Below are 16199 nucleotides of genomic sequence, written 5' to 3'. Positions count from 1 at the left end.
GTCAGCCTGAGTTTACTAAGGCTTTGGCTTATACCAATCACATTAAATATCTAATCAGTTCAGAGCCTCGCAGGCATTTCAATACAAGGCGCATTGACGCAGAAATGGTCATTCCCTTTTAAGTCAATGTAACACCGGAGTGGGATGCCTGTGTGGCTCCCAAAGGGCAGGTTTCAACGCGCTTTATACTGCGTTTAAGGCTTTCGACAGAGCGCCACTATGCCTTCAAGCCTTCGCCTTGTCTAAAGCGCGTTGAATTCCCGCTGAATGAACAGATATTTAATACGATTGGTATTAAACCCCGCACGGGTGAAGATATTTGTGATCAGCATAAAAAATCGGCCTCAACAGAGTGAGGCCGAACAAAGCAGAGTAGGTCAGAAAGACCTAGGCTCTCATATGATTAGGCTAATAAACTTGCTGGCGCTGTGTACTCAAGATTTAATGCTTGCGCCACTTCTTTACAAACCAGTTTGCCGTGCATCACGTTCAAACCGTTCAGTAAGTGTTTGTCTTGTAACAGGGCAGCTTTATAACCTAAGTTAGCTAACTTAAGGATATAAGGCAGAGTCGCGTTATTCAGAGCGAAGGTTGAAGTGCGGGCAACGGCACCAGGCATGTTTGCCACACAGTAGTGCACTACGTCATCAACGATGTAGGTTGGATCTTGGTGAGTCGTTGCATGTGAAGTTTCCACACAACCACCTTGATCGATTGCGACGTCAACGATAGCACTGCCTGGCTTCATGCGTGCGATCATACTACGTGTTACAAGCTTAGGCGCTGCAGCACCTGGAATTAATACGCCACCAATCACGAGATCAGCTTCTAATACATGGCGCTCAATCGCATCGGCAGTTGAGTAAACAGCCTTAACTGCAGAACCAAATTGTACGTTTAAGCGACGCAGTGCATCGATGCTGCGGTCAAGTACAACGACATCAGCGCCCATGCCTACAGCCATTTGTGCAGCATTGGTACCGACCATGCCACCACCGATGATCACGACTTTTGCAGGCTCAACACCTGGAACGCCGCCTAATAACATGCCGCGACCACCAGAAGATTTTTCCAGCGCCATCGCACCCGCTTGGATAGACATACGACCAGCTACTTCTGACATTGGGGCCAGCAGAGGTAAGCCACCACGGTCATCAGTCACGGTTTCGTAAGCGATACACACGGCACCACTTTTAATTAAATCTTCAGTTTGTGGTAAATCTGGCGCTAAATGCAGATAAGTGAATAAAATCTGGTCATGACGCAGCATAGCGCGTTCAACTGCTTGAGGCTCTTTTACCTTTACGATCATCTCTGCTTTAGCAAAGACTTCAGCAGCAGTTGCTAATATTTTGGCACCTGCATCAACATAATCCTGATCAGAAAAACCAATTCCCGTGCCAGCATTAGTTTCGACAAACACTTCATGACCTTTGATGGTCAATTCGCGAACGCTTGAAGGAACCATACCGACACGATACTCGTGGTTTTTAATTTCCTTTGGTACACCAATAATCATTTTTGAGCCTCAATTGCCTGAAAAACCCACTTTTAATGGGCATAATTGTTATTTTATCGTGACCTGAACGTGATTAATTCAGGGATATCTAGTATAGTATCGGCGACGCAGTTTATGCTGCTGAACTTTTGACATACGTAGAATAAAATGTTGTTTTAGTGATAAAGCAAGGTTAAATAAATGGCATATAATAAAAAGAGTCCTGTAAAAGACTTGGATCGCATCGATCGCAACATTCTTAATGAATTACAAATTGATGGACGCATTTCAAATGTGGAACTATCTAAAAGAGTAGGATTAAGTCCAACTCCGTGTTTAGAAAGAGTGAAACGACTCGAAAAGCAAGGATATATCAATGGCTATACCGCCTTGGTCAATCCTCATTTCTTGGGTGCATCCCTACTGGTATTCGTGGAAATCACGTTGAGCCGTGATACTCCCGAAGTATTTGATAAGTTTAATCGCGCTGTGCAACTGTTAGATGATATTCAAGAGTGTCATCTGGTTTCTGGTGACTTTGACTACTTATTAAAGACACGTGTTTCTGATATGTCAGCTTACCGCCGTTTACTCGGTGAGACGCTGCTGAAATTACCTTCAGTCTCCGATACCCGTACTTACGTGGTGATGGAAGAAGTGAAACACACTAGCCGTGTCGCGATAAACCATCTGCTCTCCGATATTTAATACCCTGAACGTTTACAATAAGGGGCCTAGGCCCCTTATTTATTCCTACGTTAGCCGTTTCGAACTCAAAAATGACCTTGCTTAGCCCTTAGGTTTGCCAGCTTAAGGGCGAAATTTTTATCTGGTTTTTATCTTCTTTACAGCGCGTAAATTGGTTGCGTAATAGCCAGTTAGTGCTGAAAACCTGTGCTTTAGCTCATTAGCGCCGATTTTTTGTCTTGTACCAGTAATTCTTAGGATAAAAACGCCCTAAGATGCTCCACATTTAGTGGGATTCTGGTATCGTTAGCCCACCTGTTTTCATTTTTATGGATTAAGTCGTTTGTCTCAAGGAAATAGTGTACGCACGCTCTCAGGGCTGCAGCGTCTGCTCGAAGGCGGACTCATCATTTGCTGTGTTTTAGCCACCTATATTTTGCTTGCCTTAACCAGTTTTAGTCCGTCGGATCCGGGCTGGAGCCAGTCTCATTTTCAAGGCGATATCAAAAACTGGACGGGTGCAGTAGGGGCGTGGATTGCCGACATTCTGTTGTACTTTTTTGGCGTCACTGCTTACATCATGCCGATCATTGTAGCCTCTACAGGTTGGCTGCTTTTCAAACGCGCCCATGATTTATTAGAAATTGACTACTTTTCAGTCGCACTGCGCATCATAGGTTTTCTGCTGCTTATTCTTGGTTTTTCAGCATTAGCCAGCATGAATGCCAATAATATCTATGAGTTTTCCGCAGGCGGCGTGGCAGGGGATGTTATCGGCCAAGCCATGTTGCCGTATTTTAATAAGCTCGGTACTACCTTGTTGCTGCTGTGCTTCTTAGGCTCGGGCTTTACGCTGTTAACGGGGATCAGCTGGTTGACTGTGGTCGAGAAGGTTGGCTTTGTCTCCATTTGGTGTTTTAGAAAGCTCAAACGTCTGCCACAAGCGTTAAAACGCGAGCGTGAAACCGAAGATACCCGCGGTTTTATGACGGTCGTTGATAAGTTTAAACAACGCCGTGACTCACAGCATCAGCTTGAAAAAGCCCGGGTGCGTGAGCCAGAGGTGACACCGAGTCGTATCTTCACGACTCGCCCCGCGAAGGAAGAAGAGGTCAGCGACGAAATCATCACCGAAGCAAGCTCCGGTAAGGGTAAGCTGTCGGCGCTCGCAAAAATCTTAAGTTTAAACAGCAATAAACCCAAGGCTGAACCTAAAGGCCTACAAAGAGTTGAGCCCCAATTAGACCAAGCCAGTGCCGTAGCTGAGCATGGTCATTTTGAGGCGCCGCCTTGGGTCGCCAAGCCTAAAGAGGCCGAGTTAGATTTAGATGATGAAACTGAGTTCAAGGCGCACGTTTTCGAAGATGAAGATGACGACGATGAACCCGTATTCCATCGTGAAACCATGCTCGATGACGAGGATGAAGACGAACTGGGTTTCAACGATGAAGATGTCATCGATTTTGATACTAAAGCCTCAACGGGCGCAGTGACTCAGGCGCAACGTCAAAAAGAAGCGCCAAAGGCGAAGATTGTCGATGGTATTGTGGTTTTACCGGGACAAGAGGATAAACCTGTACCTGCAAAACCTATGGATCCGCTGCCAAGCATCAGCTTGCTGGATGTGCCTAATCGTAAAAAGAATCCGATAAGCCCTGAGGAATTAGAGCAAGTTGCCCGCTTAGTCGAAGCCAAACTTGCCGACTTTAACATTGTGGCCACTGTAGTGGGGGTTTATCCCGGTCCAGTGATCACCCGTTTTGAGCTAGATTTAGCGCCAGGTATTAAAGCCTCGAAGATTTCAAACCTCGCAAACGACTTAGCGCGTTCGCTACTGGCCGAGCGAGTGCGTGTGGTTGAGGTGATTCCGGGTAAATCCTATGTGGGTCTCGAACTGCCAAACAAGTTCCGCGAAACCGTGTACATGCGCGATGTGCTCGATTGCGAAGCTTTTACCGAGAGCAAATCGAACCTGACCATGGTGCTTGGCCAAGACATTTCCGGCGAGCCTGTGGTGGTTGATTTAGGCAAAATGCCGCACTTACTGGTTGCCGGTACCACAGGTTCAGGTAAATCGGTCGGGGTGAACGTTATGATCACCAGCTTATTGTATAAGTCTGGCCCTGAAGATGTTCGCTTTATCATGATCGACCCGAAAATGCTGGAATTATCGGTTTATGAAGGCATCCCGCATCTACTCTGTGAAGTGGTTACCGACATGAAAGAAGCGGCCAATGCGCTGCGCTGGTGTGTGGGTGAGATGGAGCGCCGCTACAAGCTAATGTCTATGATGGGCGTTCGTAACATCAAAGGATATAACGCCAAGATTGCCGAAGCGAAAGCTAATGGTGAAGTGATTTTAGACCCCATGTGGAAGTCATCTGACAGCATGGAGCCAGAGGCGCCAGCCTTAGATAAACTGCCATCGATTGTGGTTGTCGTCGACGAATTTGCTGACATGATGATGATTGTCGGTAAGAAAGTGGAAGAACTGATCGCCCGTATCGCCCAAAAGGCCCGTGCTGCGGGTATCCATTTAATCCTCGCGACCCAACGTCCATCGGTGGATGTGATCACGGGCTTAATTAAAGCCAACATCCCGACACGGATGGCCTTCCAAGTGTCTTCCCGTATCGACTCCCGTACCATTTTGGATCAGCAGGGTGCTGAAACCTTATTGGGTATGGGTGACATGCTGTATTTACCACCCGGAACCGCGGTGCCAAACCGTGTTCATGGTGCCTTTATCGATGACCATGAAGTTCACCGTGTGGTGGCCGATTGGTGTGCCCGGGGTAAGCCACAATACATCGATGAGATCCTCAATGGCGTGAGTGAGGGCGAACAAGTGCTCTTGCCGGGTGAAACCGCCGAATCCGATGAAGAATACGATCCGCTTTACGATGAGGCCGTCGCCTTCGTGACCGAAACCCGCCGTGGTTCAATTTCGAGCGTGCAGCGTAAATTTAAGATTGGTTATAACCGCGCAGCGCGTATTATCGAACAAATGGAAATGCAGGGTGTGGTCTCGGCTCAGGGCCATAATGGTAACCGCGAAGTGCTGGCACCGCCGGCCCCGAAACACTATTAATGTTAAGCTAGATGTCAGTTTGAACTCGCCATAATGCGGCGAGTTCAACTTTTAGTCCAAAGGATACCTATGAAAAAACTGTTGTGTGCTGTGTTGTTATCACCATTGTTATACAGCAATGCAGTATTGGCCGATGACGCAAAGCAATTACGCGAAACCTTAAACGGCACTGAGTCACTCAAGGCCGATTTCAAACAAACCGTTACCGATATCAATAAAAAGATTATCCAAACGGGCGCGGGTGTATTCGCACTGGCCCATCCGAACCAGTTTTATTGGCATTTAACCGCGCCCGATGAATCCCAAATTGTCGCCGATGGTAAAGATTTATGGATCTACAATCCCTTCGCCGAAGAAGTGGTGATCATGGATTTTGCCGAAGCCATTAATGCATCGCCCATCGCCTTATTGGTGCACCGCGATGACGCCACTTGGTCGCAATATAGCGTGACCAAAAAGCAAGACTGTTATGAAATCAAACCTAAGTCCACGGATGCCGGGATTACCTCAGTCAATGTCTGTTTTAACAAAGGCACACTGAATAAATTTAATGTGCTCGATGATAAAGGCAACCTGAGCCAGTTTGACTTGAGCAATCAACACAGCATTAGCACCGCGGATAAAGCGCTGTTTAAGTTTGTGTTGCCAGAGAACGTTGATGTGGATGATCAACGTCTTAAAACCCAATAGGTTAGCGCGTGAGCAGTTTATCGTTTAATTTTGCGCCTGATTTTCGTCCCTTAGCCGCGCGTATGCGGCCAAGGACGATTGCCGAGTATATAGGTCAAGCCCATTTGTTGGGGGAAGGCCAACCATTGCGCCAAGCATTAGAAGCGGGCCGTGCCCATTCGATGATGTTATGGGGACCGCCGGGCACAGGTAAAACGACACTTGCCGAACTTATTGCCCATTATTCCAATGCCCATGTTGAACGCATTTCGGCGGTTACCTCGGGTGTAAAAGACATTCGCGCCGCCATCGAGCAGGCCCAAGCCGTTGCCCAATCCCGTGGACAACGCACCTTGCTGTTTGTCGACGAAGTGCATCGCTTTAATAAGAGTCAACAGGACGCCTTTTTGCCGTTTATTGAAGATGGCACTGTGATTTTTATTGGGGCGACCACTGAAAATCCTTCATTTGAAATCAATAACGCCTTACTGTCGCGGGCACGTGTCTATCTTATCAAGCGCTTAAGCCAAGACGAGATAGTGCATATCATCACCCAAGCCTTAACGGATACCGAACGTGGTTTAGGGCAGCGTCAGTTAATTATGCCAACGGATGTGCTTAATAAGCTGGCGCAGCTCTGTGACGGCGATGCGCGCAAGGCGCTAAACCTGCTTGAGTTGATGAGCGATATGGTGGCCGATGGCGGCAGTTTTACCACAGAGATGCTGGTACAAGTCGCTGGCCATCAAGTGGCGGGATTCGATAAAAATGGCGATCAGTTTTACGATTTGATTTCGGCGGTACACAAATCGATTCGTGGCTCGGCGCCCGATGCAGCGCTGTATTGGTTCTGCCGCATTCTAGAAGGCGGCGGCGATCCGTTATATGTCGCCAGACGCTTATTAGCTATAGCCTCGGAAGATGTGGGCAATGCCGATCCTAATGCCATGACAGTCGCGCTCAATGCCTGGGATTGTTTCCACCGTGTCGGACCTGCCGAAGGTGAGCGTGCGATTGCCCAAGCGATTGTGTATTTAGCCAGTGCGCCTAAGAGTAATGCCGTTTACACCGCCTTTAAAGCGGCGAGGGCGCTCGCCCGCGAAACGGGCCAAGAGGCCGTGCCTTATCATCTGCGTAATGCGCCGACCAAACTCATGGCGGAAATGGGCTTTGGCGCCGAGTATCGCTATGCCCACGATGAACCCAATGCCTATGCCAGCGGCGAGAATTATTTCCCCGAATCCTTACAAGCTTCGCAATTTTATTTCCCGACCGAACGCGGATTTGAGAAGCGAATTAAGGACAAATTGGCGCAATTAGCGCAATTAGATCAAGCCAGTGGGAGAAAAAGGTATGAATAATCTCCTACTTGTGGCCTTGGGTGGTTCCATTGGTGCGGTTTTTCGCTATCTTATTTCAATATTCATGATCCAAGTATTTGGCAGCAGTTTTCCTTTTGGTACACTGTTGGTCAATGTCCTCGGTTCATTTTTAATGGGCGTCATTTACGCACTGGGACAAATGAGTCATATCAGCCCAGAACTCAAAGCCCTGATCGGCGTTGGCCTGTTAGGCGCTTTGACAACGTTTTCAACTTTCTCAAACGAAACTTTATTGCTGATGCAAGAAGGAGATTGGTTGAAGGCGGCTTTGAATGTGGTGTTGAACCTAAGTCTATGTTTGTTTATGGTTTACTTAGGCCAACAACTGGTTTTTTCTCGCATTTAACTATTAAGAATATATCACATGTTAGATCCTAAATTTTTGCGCAACGAATTAGCAGTTACCGCTGAGCGATTAGCTACCCGTGGTTTTATTTTAGATGTCGCTCATCTCACTCAATTAGAAGAAAAACGTAAGTCACTGCAAGTGGCGACTGAAGAGCTACAAGCTTCGCGTAATGCTATTTCCAAGTCCATCGGACAAGCAAAAGCCCGCGGCGAAGATGTGGATGCCATCATGGCGCAGGTTGGCGATTTAGGTGCGCAATTAGATGCGAAGAAAGTCGAGCTGGCTGCGGTACTTGAAGAAGTGAACGCGATTGCCATGTCGATGCCAAACCTGCCGGATGAGTCAGCACCTATCGGTGCTGACGAGACTGAAAACGTCGAGATCCGCCGTTGGGGCACACCACGCAGCTTCGATTTCCCTGTTAAAGATCATATTGACTTAGGTGAAGGCCTAAACGGTTTAGATTTTAAGAGCGCCGTGAAAATCACTGGCTCACGCTTTATCGTTATGAAAGGCCAAATCGCCCGTTTAAACCGCGCTTTAGGTCAGTTCATGTTAGATCTGCACACTACTGAGCACGGTTATACCGAAGCTTACGTGCCATTACTGGTTAACGAAGCAAGCTTACTGGGTACAGGCCAATTGCCTAAGTTTGGTGAAGACTTGTTCCACACTAAACCTGCGACCGAAGAAGGCCAAGGTTTAAGCCTGATCCCAACCGCAGAAGTGCCATTAACGAACTTAGTGCGCGACAGCATTGTCGATGAAGACGAATTACCGATTAAGTTAACCGCGCATACCGCCTGTTTCCGCAGTGAAGCTGGCTCATACGGTAAAGATACCCGTGGTCTTATCCGTCAGCACCAATTCGATAAAGTGGAATTAGTGCAACTGGTTAAGCCAGAAGACTCAATGGCAGCGCTCGAAGCATTAACGGGCCACGCTGAAACCGTACTGCAACGCCTTGGCCTGCCATACCGCACAGTGATCCTGTGTACCGGTGACATGGGCTTTGGTTCAAGCAAAACCTATGATATCGAAGTGTGGTTACCAGGCCAAAACACTTACCGCGAGATCTCTTCATGTTCAAACATGAAAGACTTCCAAGCCCGTCGTATGCAAGCCCGTTACCGCGTTAAGGCCGATAACAAGCCAGCCTTGCTGCACACCTTAAACGGCTCAGGCCTAGCGGTAGGTCGTACTTTAGTTGCGATTTTAGAGAACTATCAAAATGCCGATGGTAGTGTGACCATTCCTGAAGCGCTGCGTCCATACATGGGCGGACTGACTCAGATCGGTTAATTGGCGTAACACAACACCATGGATAAAGGTCAACGTTATCTTCGTTGGCTTTCCTACACTGCTGTCATCGCCGTGTTTTGCGCTGTGATGTTGGCCACCCTAGGTAAAGCCGTCTGGGTTGTGTTAGAAAACGTGAAATAGCACGACTCAAATAAAAAGGTATATTCCAGTGGAATATACCTTTTTTGTTAGCAGAAGTGATTAAACCTTAAATACACTTGGCAGGTTTAGGCAGGCCCGCAATCTTTGTCGCCTGTTTGGCAGGACCAACAGGAAAGAGGGTATAGAGGTACTTAGAGTTACCTTTATCCGGCCCTAAGGCTTGGCCAATGGCTTTGACTAACACCCTGATCGCAGGGCTGGTTTTATATTCCAGATAAAAATCTCGAACAAAATGGATCACTTCCCAGTGGGCACTGGTCAGTTCAATCTGTTCTTCTTGGGCTAACAGCGGCGCCATATCCGGCTGCCAGTCGGCGATATTCTTCAAATAGCCTTGATGGTCGCGTTCAATTTCGACGCCATTGAATATAAGCGGATTTACCACGTGATCACCTTATCGTGCTGCAAAGATTGAGCGACAAACTCGTTGTAATCAATCTGACTAATGTTTTTAAGACGTTCCGTTAAGCCGCGGGCGATAACATCGTCCTTCAGCACCATCACCTTAAAGGGCGAAAGCGCCATGGCCCATTGGCGCAGTAATAATGCGTTAACGCCATCGCTCGAGAGTAAAATCGCATCCTCTTTGCAAGCATAACGCAGGCAAAGTTTGAGGGCATTGTCTCGGCTGGGCGAGGTTTGGATATGATGTAAAATCATTAGAATACTAAGACCTCATCGACGGCTTTGAAGTGAGCCGAGATGGCTTCATCGTTTAAGATAGTCACCGGAATCGACAACAGGCCATGGCTTAAGCCGTAATCACCTAAGGACTGTTTGCAGGCGAACACTGATTCGATGTCGTACAGCGGGAGCGCTTTTAGCGCCGCAAGGTAATCTTTACCGCCGATAAGCTCGGGTTGTTGGTCTTTTAGCAGATGTAACACGCCTTCATCAACAAACACTAAACTCACTTCTTGCTCAAAGCTGGCGCTTAACAGGGCAAAGTCTAAGGCTTCGCGGCCCTTAGTGGTGCCATGGGGCGCGCTTCGGAACAATATACAGATTTTTTTCATAACATTTCCGAAGCTTAAAAGCAGACCAAACGATCGGCTGATTCAATTCCCGTGACCAGTTCACCCAGTCCGCCCATAATAAAAGAATGTTCAACATTCCAGTGGCTTAGCCCGTTTTCCTGCGCCTCTTGCTGCGAGACTATGCCACGTCGTAATGCCGCTGAGACACAGTTTACTAACGAGACTTGATGCTCGGCTGCCAGTTGTTTCCAACCTTTAACCACATCATATTCATCGGATGCGGGTAAATTAAAGTCCGTCGAGTTATACACGCCATCCTGATAGAAAAACACGCAGACAATCTCATGTCCGCTTTGCAGGGAGGCTTGGGTGAAACGTAGGGCATTCACACTTGCCGACGTGCCATAGGCTGGCCCGTTTACTTGGATAATAAATTTGCTCATTATAAAAAAAATGGCCCTAAAAGTAGGGCCATTTTAGCGTAAGTTTCCCGAAAAGGGGATTAATCATCGTTACCAATGCCAAGCAAATGCAAAATGGCAATGAATAGGTTTAAAAAGTCCAGATACAAGGAGATAGTGGCGCGGATATAGTTAGTCTCGCCACCATTCACGATGCGGCTAGTGTCGAACAGGATAAAGCCGGTCATTAACAGCGCAAGACCCGCGTTAATCGCCATAAAGGCCACACTGTTACCCACGAAAATGTTAATCAGCGCAGCGGCGATCACCACAATCAATCCGGCGAACAGGAAACCACGTAGGAAAGAGAAATCTTTCTTCGTCGTGACTGCATAGGCCGAGAGCGCAATAAAGATAACCGAGGTTAATCCTAAAGCTTGCATGATAAGCTCAGAGCCATTGGTCATGCCAGCGTAGTGGTTAAGCATGTAACCTAATGAGGCGCCTTCCATACCGGTAAATGCAAATACCCAGAAGATGCCCGCAGCGGAGTCGGCTTTGCGTAGGGTAACGAACAACAGCACTAAACCACCGATAGATAAACCGAGTGACATCAGAGGGCTGATATTGAGTGCCATCGCTAAGCCTGCACACAATGCCGAGAAGGCGAGGGTCATGGCCAACAATAAATAGGTATTTTTAAGAAGTTTATTCACTTCTAGGGTGGATGCACTCGCTGAGTACAAGGTTTGCTGAGTCATATCTTTCTCCATTAGCTTTTAAATCCGAACTGATCATTTTGATTTTTAACGGGGACGAGAGTTCCCATCAATATCGCAAATCCAGTAAAACTGGGTGAATACTACCGAAAACAGCGCTGTGCTTAAAGGATTCACGCCACAAATAACAAGTTGTAATGACTGATTTTTCTGTGCGACCTAACGCTTAAGGCGTATTTCGTTACACCAGTGCAACACAAAGACTTTAAAACAAGCTTAATCCAGTGGTAATACGGAAATATTACGCCAGCCATTCACGGTGTAATTTATCGGTATCCCCTAAATAGTCGAGCACCCAAGCTAAGGCGGGCGACATCTTATCGGCGTTCCAAGCTAAGCAACAAGGGCTGGTTAATTTCGGATTTTCAAGCTGCTTTTCAACCAAGGCGCCCGCTTTAATAAATACGCTGGCCAAATGTACTGGCATATAGCCGATACCTAATCCCTCTCTAAAGCAGTTAATTGCGCGGATCCAATCCGGCACCACAAGTCTGCGTTGATTCTCCAATAACCAGGTCATGCGCTTAGGAATTTCCCGCGAGGTATCTTCCAAACAAATAGAGGGGAAGGGGCGCAATTCATCATCGGTCAAGGGCCGGTCAATACTGGCTAATGGATGGTTTTTACTCACCAAAAACGCCCATTGAATGTCGCCCATGTCTTTATATTGGTATACGCCCCCCACAGGGATCGCCGTTGTTGCACCAATGGCGATATCACTGCGACCAGTCGCAAGCGCCTCCCACACACCGTTAAACACCTCGATGCGGATGATAAGCTCAATATCTTGGAAATGACGGTAAAAGTCGGCAATTAATACGCTAATTCTGTCGGCGCGAACTATGTTATCTAAGGCGATAGATAATGTGGGTTGCCAGCCGTTGGCCACACGCTGAGTACCGCGTTTCATTTCATCCATTTGAGTCAGCAAGTTTCTGGCTTGCTTAACAAAATGCTCTCCCGCAGGGGTTAAGGTCACGCTGCGGTGGTGGCGCTCAAATAACACTACGCCAAGTTCTTCTTCGATTTGTTTAACGGCATAACTGACCGCAGAAGGGACCTTGTGCAGTCGATTGGCTGCCGCCGTAAAACTCCCAACACGGGCCACGATATCAATGAGTTCTAACGCTTGTTCCGAGAGCATAGCTGACATCCATTGTGATGAAAATAATTGATAGCATCTGTCAAAAATAAACGTTTCCAATCAAATTAACAAGTATTTAGACTGCACGCCTTAAGTCTTTCGACATGATTATTTTATGAAAACGTCTAGTAATATCTTTGTAAATATGAAGTTTTTTATATTCTTATTCTATTTGGCCTTGCTAAGCATGTTAGGCTTCATTGCCACTGACATGTATTTGCCTGCTTTCAAAGCAATTGAAAGTTCGTTCAATTCTTCACCGTCTCAAGTGGCGATGTCGCTCACCTGTTTCTTGGCTGGTTTAGCCTTAGGGCAACTGATTTATGGCCCTTTGGTCAGTAAACTCGGCAAACGTTACGCCCTGATCCTCGGCCTTGGCATTTTTGCGCTCGCCAGTGTGGCCATCGCCAATAGCGACTCGATACTGATGCTAAACATCGCTCGCTTCTTCCAAGCCGTAGGCGCCTGTAGTGCAGGGGTCATCTGGCAAGCGATTGTGGTCGAGCAATATGATGCCGAAAAAGCGCAGGGGATTTTCAGTAACATTATGCCGTTAGTGGCATTATCTCCCGCATTAGCCCCCATCCTTGGCGCTTATATTCTGAACGATTTTGGATGGCGTGCAATCTTTATCTCATTGTGTGTGATTGCCTTTTTATTGGTGTTGATGACCTTATACTTCGTGCCGAGCCATGCAGAGCATAAGGATGCTAAGCCAAGCGCCGTTTCCTACGGCAAGATTTTGAAAAATCCCCGTTACCTTGGCAATGTGGTGATTTTTGGTGCCTGTTCGGGTGCGTTTTTCGCATATCTTACTGTATGGCCGATTGTGATGGAGCAACACGGCTATCAGGCAACAGAGATTGGGCTGAGCTTTATTCCGCAAACCATCATGTTTATTGTGGGTGGATACGCGAGTAAGCTATTGATAAAACGCATTGGTGCCGACCGTACACTCAACGTATTACTGGCCATTTTTGGACTCTGCGTTATCTCGATTGTGTTTTTCACCTTATTAATGAAGGCGGAAACCATTTTCCCACTGCTGATTTCCTTCTCGATACTCGCAGCGGCAAACGGGGCGATTTATCCCATTGTGGTGAACAGTGCTTTACAACAATTCACTCAAAATGCGGCTAAGGCGGCAGGATTACAGAACTTTTTGCAAATCACCATCGCCTTTGGCGCCTCGAGTTTAGTCGCGCTCTGGGCAAGTTCAGGAGAAGTCGCCATAGGTTGGGGCATTCTGAGCTGTTCATTAGTGGTGATCTTGGGTTACCTGTTAAAAACCGAGCAAACTTGGGCGGATTTTGCCAAACACTTTACTGCGCCGGATCCTGCTCGTCTTGGGATCAATGCAGATACGAAGCAAAATCAAGCAGATTGAATGTAATACGAGCAGTTAGCGCATAATTATCAGTTAGTGCTTTACAGTCAGTAAACTAACTTATATTATGCGCATCGTTCGGAGGGGTGGCAGAGTGGTTTAATGCACCGGTCTTGAAAACCGGCGTGGGTTTATAGCCCACCCAGGGTTCAAATCCCTGCTCCTCCGCCATATTCTACGGAAAAGCCATCAGCAATGATGGCTTTTTTGTTTTTGCCATTTGAACCCCAAGGTTCCTAATTCTAAGTGCAGCTCTCCACCAAATTCAGATAAAAAGGCCGCTAATGATTAGCGGCCTTTTTCTTTCGCTATGTCCCGTCCTGAAATACGTTGACATAAAGAGGATTTCTTTATGACAACATTAATTAACTCAAGCCGTAAGCGCACACAACGAGATTACACCTTAGCCTTTAAATTAGGCGTTGTAGAGCGTGTTGAAAAAGGCGAAATGACGTACAAACAAGCCCAAGCCCATTTTGGTATTCAAGGCCGTTCAACGGTACTCGTCTGGCTTAGAAAACATGGTAGACTTGATTGGTCGAAACCTTTTCAGCATCCCCTTATGACTAAGTCAAAAGAAACACCTGCCGAAACGATCAAGCGCCTTGAACGTGAGTTAGCAGAAGAGAAACTGCGTAACCAAATCCTCAATGGCATGGTTGATATCATGGACAATGAATATGGAGCAGGCCTCAGAAAAAAGTACTTATCCGGTACGTCTGGCAAGCAAAAGGCAACGGAGAAATAAACCTCGCTGCCGCATGTCGTGCTGCGGGTATGTCGAGGCAAGGTATTTATCAGGCAGTTGCTCGAATGGAAAGTCGTAGAGCTGAGCTATCGGTTATCAAAGACTGGGTCCAGTACTGGCGTAAATATATGCCAAGGTTAGGGGCCCGTAAGCTCTACACGTTGATAAAATCCAAGCTGGTTGAGCACGATATTAAACTCGGGCGAGATGGGTTCTTTACCTATTTGAGAAGTGAAGGTTTACTGGTTAAACCGAAGAAAAGCTACACAAAAACCACGTTCAGCAAACACTGGATGAAGAAGCATCCTAATCTGCTGAAAGAGGAGGGACTGCACGATGCAGGGCATGTACTGGTCAGCGATATCACCTATCTTGAGTCAGACCAAGGTGTGCACTACCTGTCACTGATCACCGATGCCAGTTCTCGTAAAATAGTCGGTCATCACGTGAGTAAAGACATGAAAGCCGAGAGTGTGGTGAAAGCGTTAAAAATGGCCATCAAAGATAAGCGCTATATCGGCAACGCGGTGCATCACTCAGACAGAGGCTTACAGTACTGCTCAGCCGTTTATCAGAATGCGCTTCAGGCGAGCCAAATCCAGCCGTCAATGACGGATGGTTATGATTGCTACCAAAATGCATTAGCAGAAAGAGTAAATGGCATACTGAAGCAGGAGTTTTTACTGCACCGATGTAGGACATTTGCGGAGCTGAAGATACTTGTTAGAGAATCGATAGCAATATACAACAATATGAGACCGCATCTGAGTTTGAATATGGACTCCCCTAATCAGGTGCACAATAGAAAAGACCAGCTACTGGAGCTGGCCTAAAAACTGTCAACCTATCTTAGGACGAGACACTATGGATTTCATTTACCCATTAGCCTAGTTGTTCAAATAGCAAAGCAGCTTAGGTTAAATAAGGCTAGGCTAAGTGAGCTTATGCCTGATAAGACTTAGCGCAAAAGCTTCATAGGCAACAACCGTTTCACTTCCCCCCCATATACAGTCGATGCTGGCGGGGTCACTCAATTTAAGCCCCAGAGCGTCAAGATAGTCGGCGCCATTAACCACAAAGAACTGCTTTTTGTAGGGCAACAACACCATCTGTGGTGATTGCTGTAAAAAAGCCTGCGCCTCATCAAAAACGCTGAACCAGTGATTGAGCAAGCTATCGCAGCGCCTGCTATGGAATAGGGTACCTAAGTCTTCACCGATTTGTGCTTGACCCGATAACACTCTTTGACAGTGATTAAAATCAGTAAAACCTAGCTCACGAGCCAATAGGCTTTGGCAATGCTTAAGCTGAATATCCTGCTGGGTTAAACCTTGCTTATTCATCAAGGGGGCGAGTTTATCTAGCGCCACGGCATCGCCAGCTTGGCAGGCTTTAAGGTGCTTTTTAGCGAGGATTTTAACTTCGGTTAAGGCGCGTGGTGCTGGGGTAATTTGTTGTATCACAAACAATTCTCCTAAGTTTTATTGGCATCTCCGCTAAGCCAAACCTAATCAATTGTTGTGTCATACATGTGATGCGAACATCGAGATATGAGTCAGAGTGATGTCATCTTCTGCGGATAGGCGTCTCTGCAACCTGGCGCCATTATTCGACTTCTTCATG

At 47.0% G+C, this 16199-nt stretch carries 18 protein-coding genes and 1 tRNA gene; 11 read left to right on the top strand and 8 right to left on the bottom strand.

Annotation, left to right across the window (positions count from 1 at the left end; all coding sequences use genetic code 11):
- Positions 1 to 152: 152 nt before the first annotated feature.
- Positions 153 to 356, top strand: a complete 204-nt coding sequence (locus tag CF168_RS22530) for a hypothetical protein (RefSeq protein WP_089067798.1) — start codon at positions 153 to 155, stop codon at positions 354 to 356.
- A 47-nt stretch (positions 357 to 403) separates the two neighbouring features.
- On the opposite strand, the gene ald is transcribed toward CF168_RS22530, so the two are convergent.
- Positions 404 to 1519 (bottom strand): alanine dehydrogenase, encoded by a 1116-nt coding sequence (gene ald / locus CF168_RS10480; protein ID WP_011622728.1) that lies wholly within the window; start codon positions 1517 to 1519, stop codon positions 404 to 406.
- 180 nt (positions 1520 to 1699) lie between these two features.
- On the opposite strand from ald, the gene lrp reads away from it, so the two are divergent.
- The 7 genes from lrp (at position 1700) to CF168_RS22645 (ending at position 9119) form a co-directional block, all read left to right on the top strand.
- Positions 1700 to 2206, top strand: a complete 507-nt coding sequence (gene lrp, locus CF168_RS10475; RefSeq protein WP_007647640.1) for a leucine-responsive transcriptional regulator Lrp — start codon at positions 1700 to 1702, stop codon at positions 2204 to 2206.
- Between the two features lie 322 nt (positions 2207 to 2528).
- Entirely contained in the window at positions 2529 to 5276 is a 2748-nt protein-coding gene (locus CF168_RS10470; RefSeq protein WP_089067797.1) for a DNA translocase FtsK, read from the top strand.
- Positions 5277 to 5345: 69 nt separating this feature from the next.
- The gene (lolA, locus tag CF168_RS10465; protein ID WP_089067796.1) at positions 5346 to 5966 is read left to right on the top strand and encodes an outer membrane lipoprotein chaperone LolA; all 621 of its coding nucleotides are present in this window, start codon (positions 5346 to 5348) and stop codon (positions 5964 to 5966) included.
- A gap of 8 nt (positions 5967 to 5974) precedes the next feature.
- Entirely contained in the window at positions 5975 to 7306 is a 1332-nt protein-coding gene (locus CF168_RS10460) for a replication-associated recombination protein A (protein ID WP_089067795.1), read from the top strand.
- Complete coding sequence (crcB, locus tag CF168_RS10455) at positions 7299 to 7673, top strand: fluoride efflux transporter CrcB (protein WP_011622732.1); 375 nt, start codon at positions 7299 to 7301, stop codon at positions 7671 to 7673. The genes CF168_RS10460 and crcB overlap by 8 nt, the downstream gene beginning before the upstream one ends.
- 18 nt (positions 7674 to 7691) lie before the next feature.
- Positions 7692 to 8978, top strand: a complete 1287-nt coding sequence (gene serS / locus CF168_RS10450) for a serine--tRNA ligase (RefSeq protein ID WP_011622733.1) — start codon at positions 7692 to 7694, stop codon at positions 8976 to 8978.
- 18 nt (positions 8979 to 8996) lie between these two features.
- The gene (locus CF168_RS22645; RefSeq protein WP_011622734.1) at positions 8997 to 9119 is read left to right on the top strand and encodes a hypothetical protein; all 123 of its coding nucleotides are present in this window, start codon (positions 8997 to 8999) and stop codon (positions 9117 to 9119) included.
- A 67-nt stretch (positions 9120 to 9186) separates the two neighbouring features.
- On the opposite strand, the gene CF168_RS10440 is transcribed toward CF168_RS22645, so the two are convergent.
- From CF168_RS10440 to punR, 6 genes are all read right to left on the bottom strand, one after another.
- On the bottom strand, positions 9187 to 9525 hold the full coding sequence (locus CF168_RS10440) for a TusE/DsrC/DsvC family sulfur relay protein (protein ID WP_011622735.1): 339 nt from the start codon (positions 9523 to 9525) through the stop codon (positions 9187 to 9189).
- Positions 9519 to 9800, bottom strand: a complete 282-nt coding sequence (gene tusB, locus CF168_RS10435) for a sulfurtransferase complex subunit TusB (protein ID WP_011622736.1) — start codon at positions 9798 to 9800, stop codon at positions 9519 to 9521. Before tusB ends, CF168_RS10440 begins: the two co-directional genes overlap by 7 nt.
- Positions 9800 to 10156 carry a sulfurtransferase complex subunit TusC gene (gene tusC / locus CF168_RS10430; RefSeq protein ID WP_089067794.1) on the bottom strand — a complete coding sequence of 119 codons (357 nt, stop codon included), beginning with the start codon at positions 10154 to 10156 and terminating at the stop codon, positions 9800 to 9802. The genes tusB and tusC overlap by 1 nt, the downstream gene beginning before the upstream one ends.
- A gap of 14 nt (positions 10157 to 10170) precedes the next feature.
- On the bottom strand, positions 10171 to 10560 hold the full coding sequence (gene tusD / locus CF168_RS10425; RefSeq protein WP_167373615.1) for a sulfurtransferase complex subunit TusD: 390 nt from the start codon (positions 10558 to 10560) through the stop codon (positions 10171 to 10173).
- 59 nt (positions 10561 to 10619) lie between these two features.
- Positions 10620 to 11279, bottom strand: a complete 660-nt coding sequence (locus CF168_RS10420) for a Bax inhibitor-1/YccA family protein (protein WP_011717039.1) — start codon at positions 11277 to 11279, stop codon at positions 10620 to 10622.
- Positions 11280 to 11538: 259 nt separating this feature from the next.
- On the bottom strand, positions 11539 to 12441 hold the full coding sequence (gene punR / locus CF168_RS10415) for a DNA-binding transcriptional activator PunR (RefSeq protein WP_041412630.1): 903 nt from the start codon (positions 12439 to 12441) through the stop codon (positions 11539 to 11541).
- A 115-nt stretch (positions 12442 to 12556) separates the two neighbouring features.
- Between punR and punC the strand changes: the two genes are divergently transcribed.
- The 3 genes from punC (at position 12557) to CF168_RS10400 (ending at position 15409) form a co-directional block, all read left to right on the top strand.
- Entirely contained in the window at positions 12557 to 13828 is a 1272-nt protein-coding gene (gene punC, locus CF168_RS10410; RefSeq protein ID WP_089067792.1) for a purine nucleoside transporter PunC, read from the top strand.
- An 80-nt stretch (positions 13829 to 13908) separates the two neighbouring features.
- Positions 13909 to 13999, top strand: a tRNA-Ser gene (locus CF168_RS10405).
- Positions 14000 to 14180: 181 nt separating this feature from the next.
- Positions 14181 to 15409 (top strand): IS3 family transposase gene (locus CF168_RS10400; RefSeq protein WP_089067141.1). Its coding sequence is split into 2 segments (ribosomal slippage): positions 14181 to 14532 and positions 14532 to 15409, totalling 1230 coding nucleotides; the frame shifts between segments, so codons are not numbered across the junction.
- A gap of 99 nt (positions 15410 to 15508) precedes the next feature.
- Here CF168_RS10400 and CF168_RS10395 read toward each other — a convergent pair.
- Positions 15509 to 16039: a hypothetical protein gene (locus tag CF168_RS10395; RefSeq protein ID WP_089067791.1), complete on the bottom strand. Its 531-nt coding sequence runs from the start codon at positions 16037 to 16039 to the stop codon at positions 15509 to 15511.
- Positions 16040 to 16199 lie beyond the last annotated feature (160 nt).

Origin of the sequence: Shewanella bicestrii, assembly GCF_002216875.1 — a bacterium.
GTDB lineage: Bacteria > Pseudomonadota > Gammaproteobacteria > Enterobacterales > Shewanellaceae > Shewanella > Shewanella seohaensis.
Note: the sequence above shows the minus strand (reverse complement) of the source record. Positions and strands in the feature narration are given on the sequence as shown.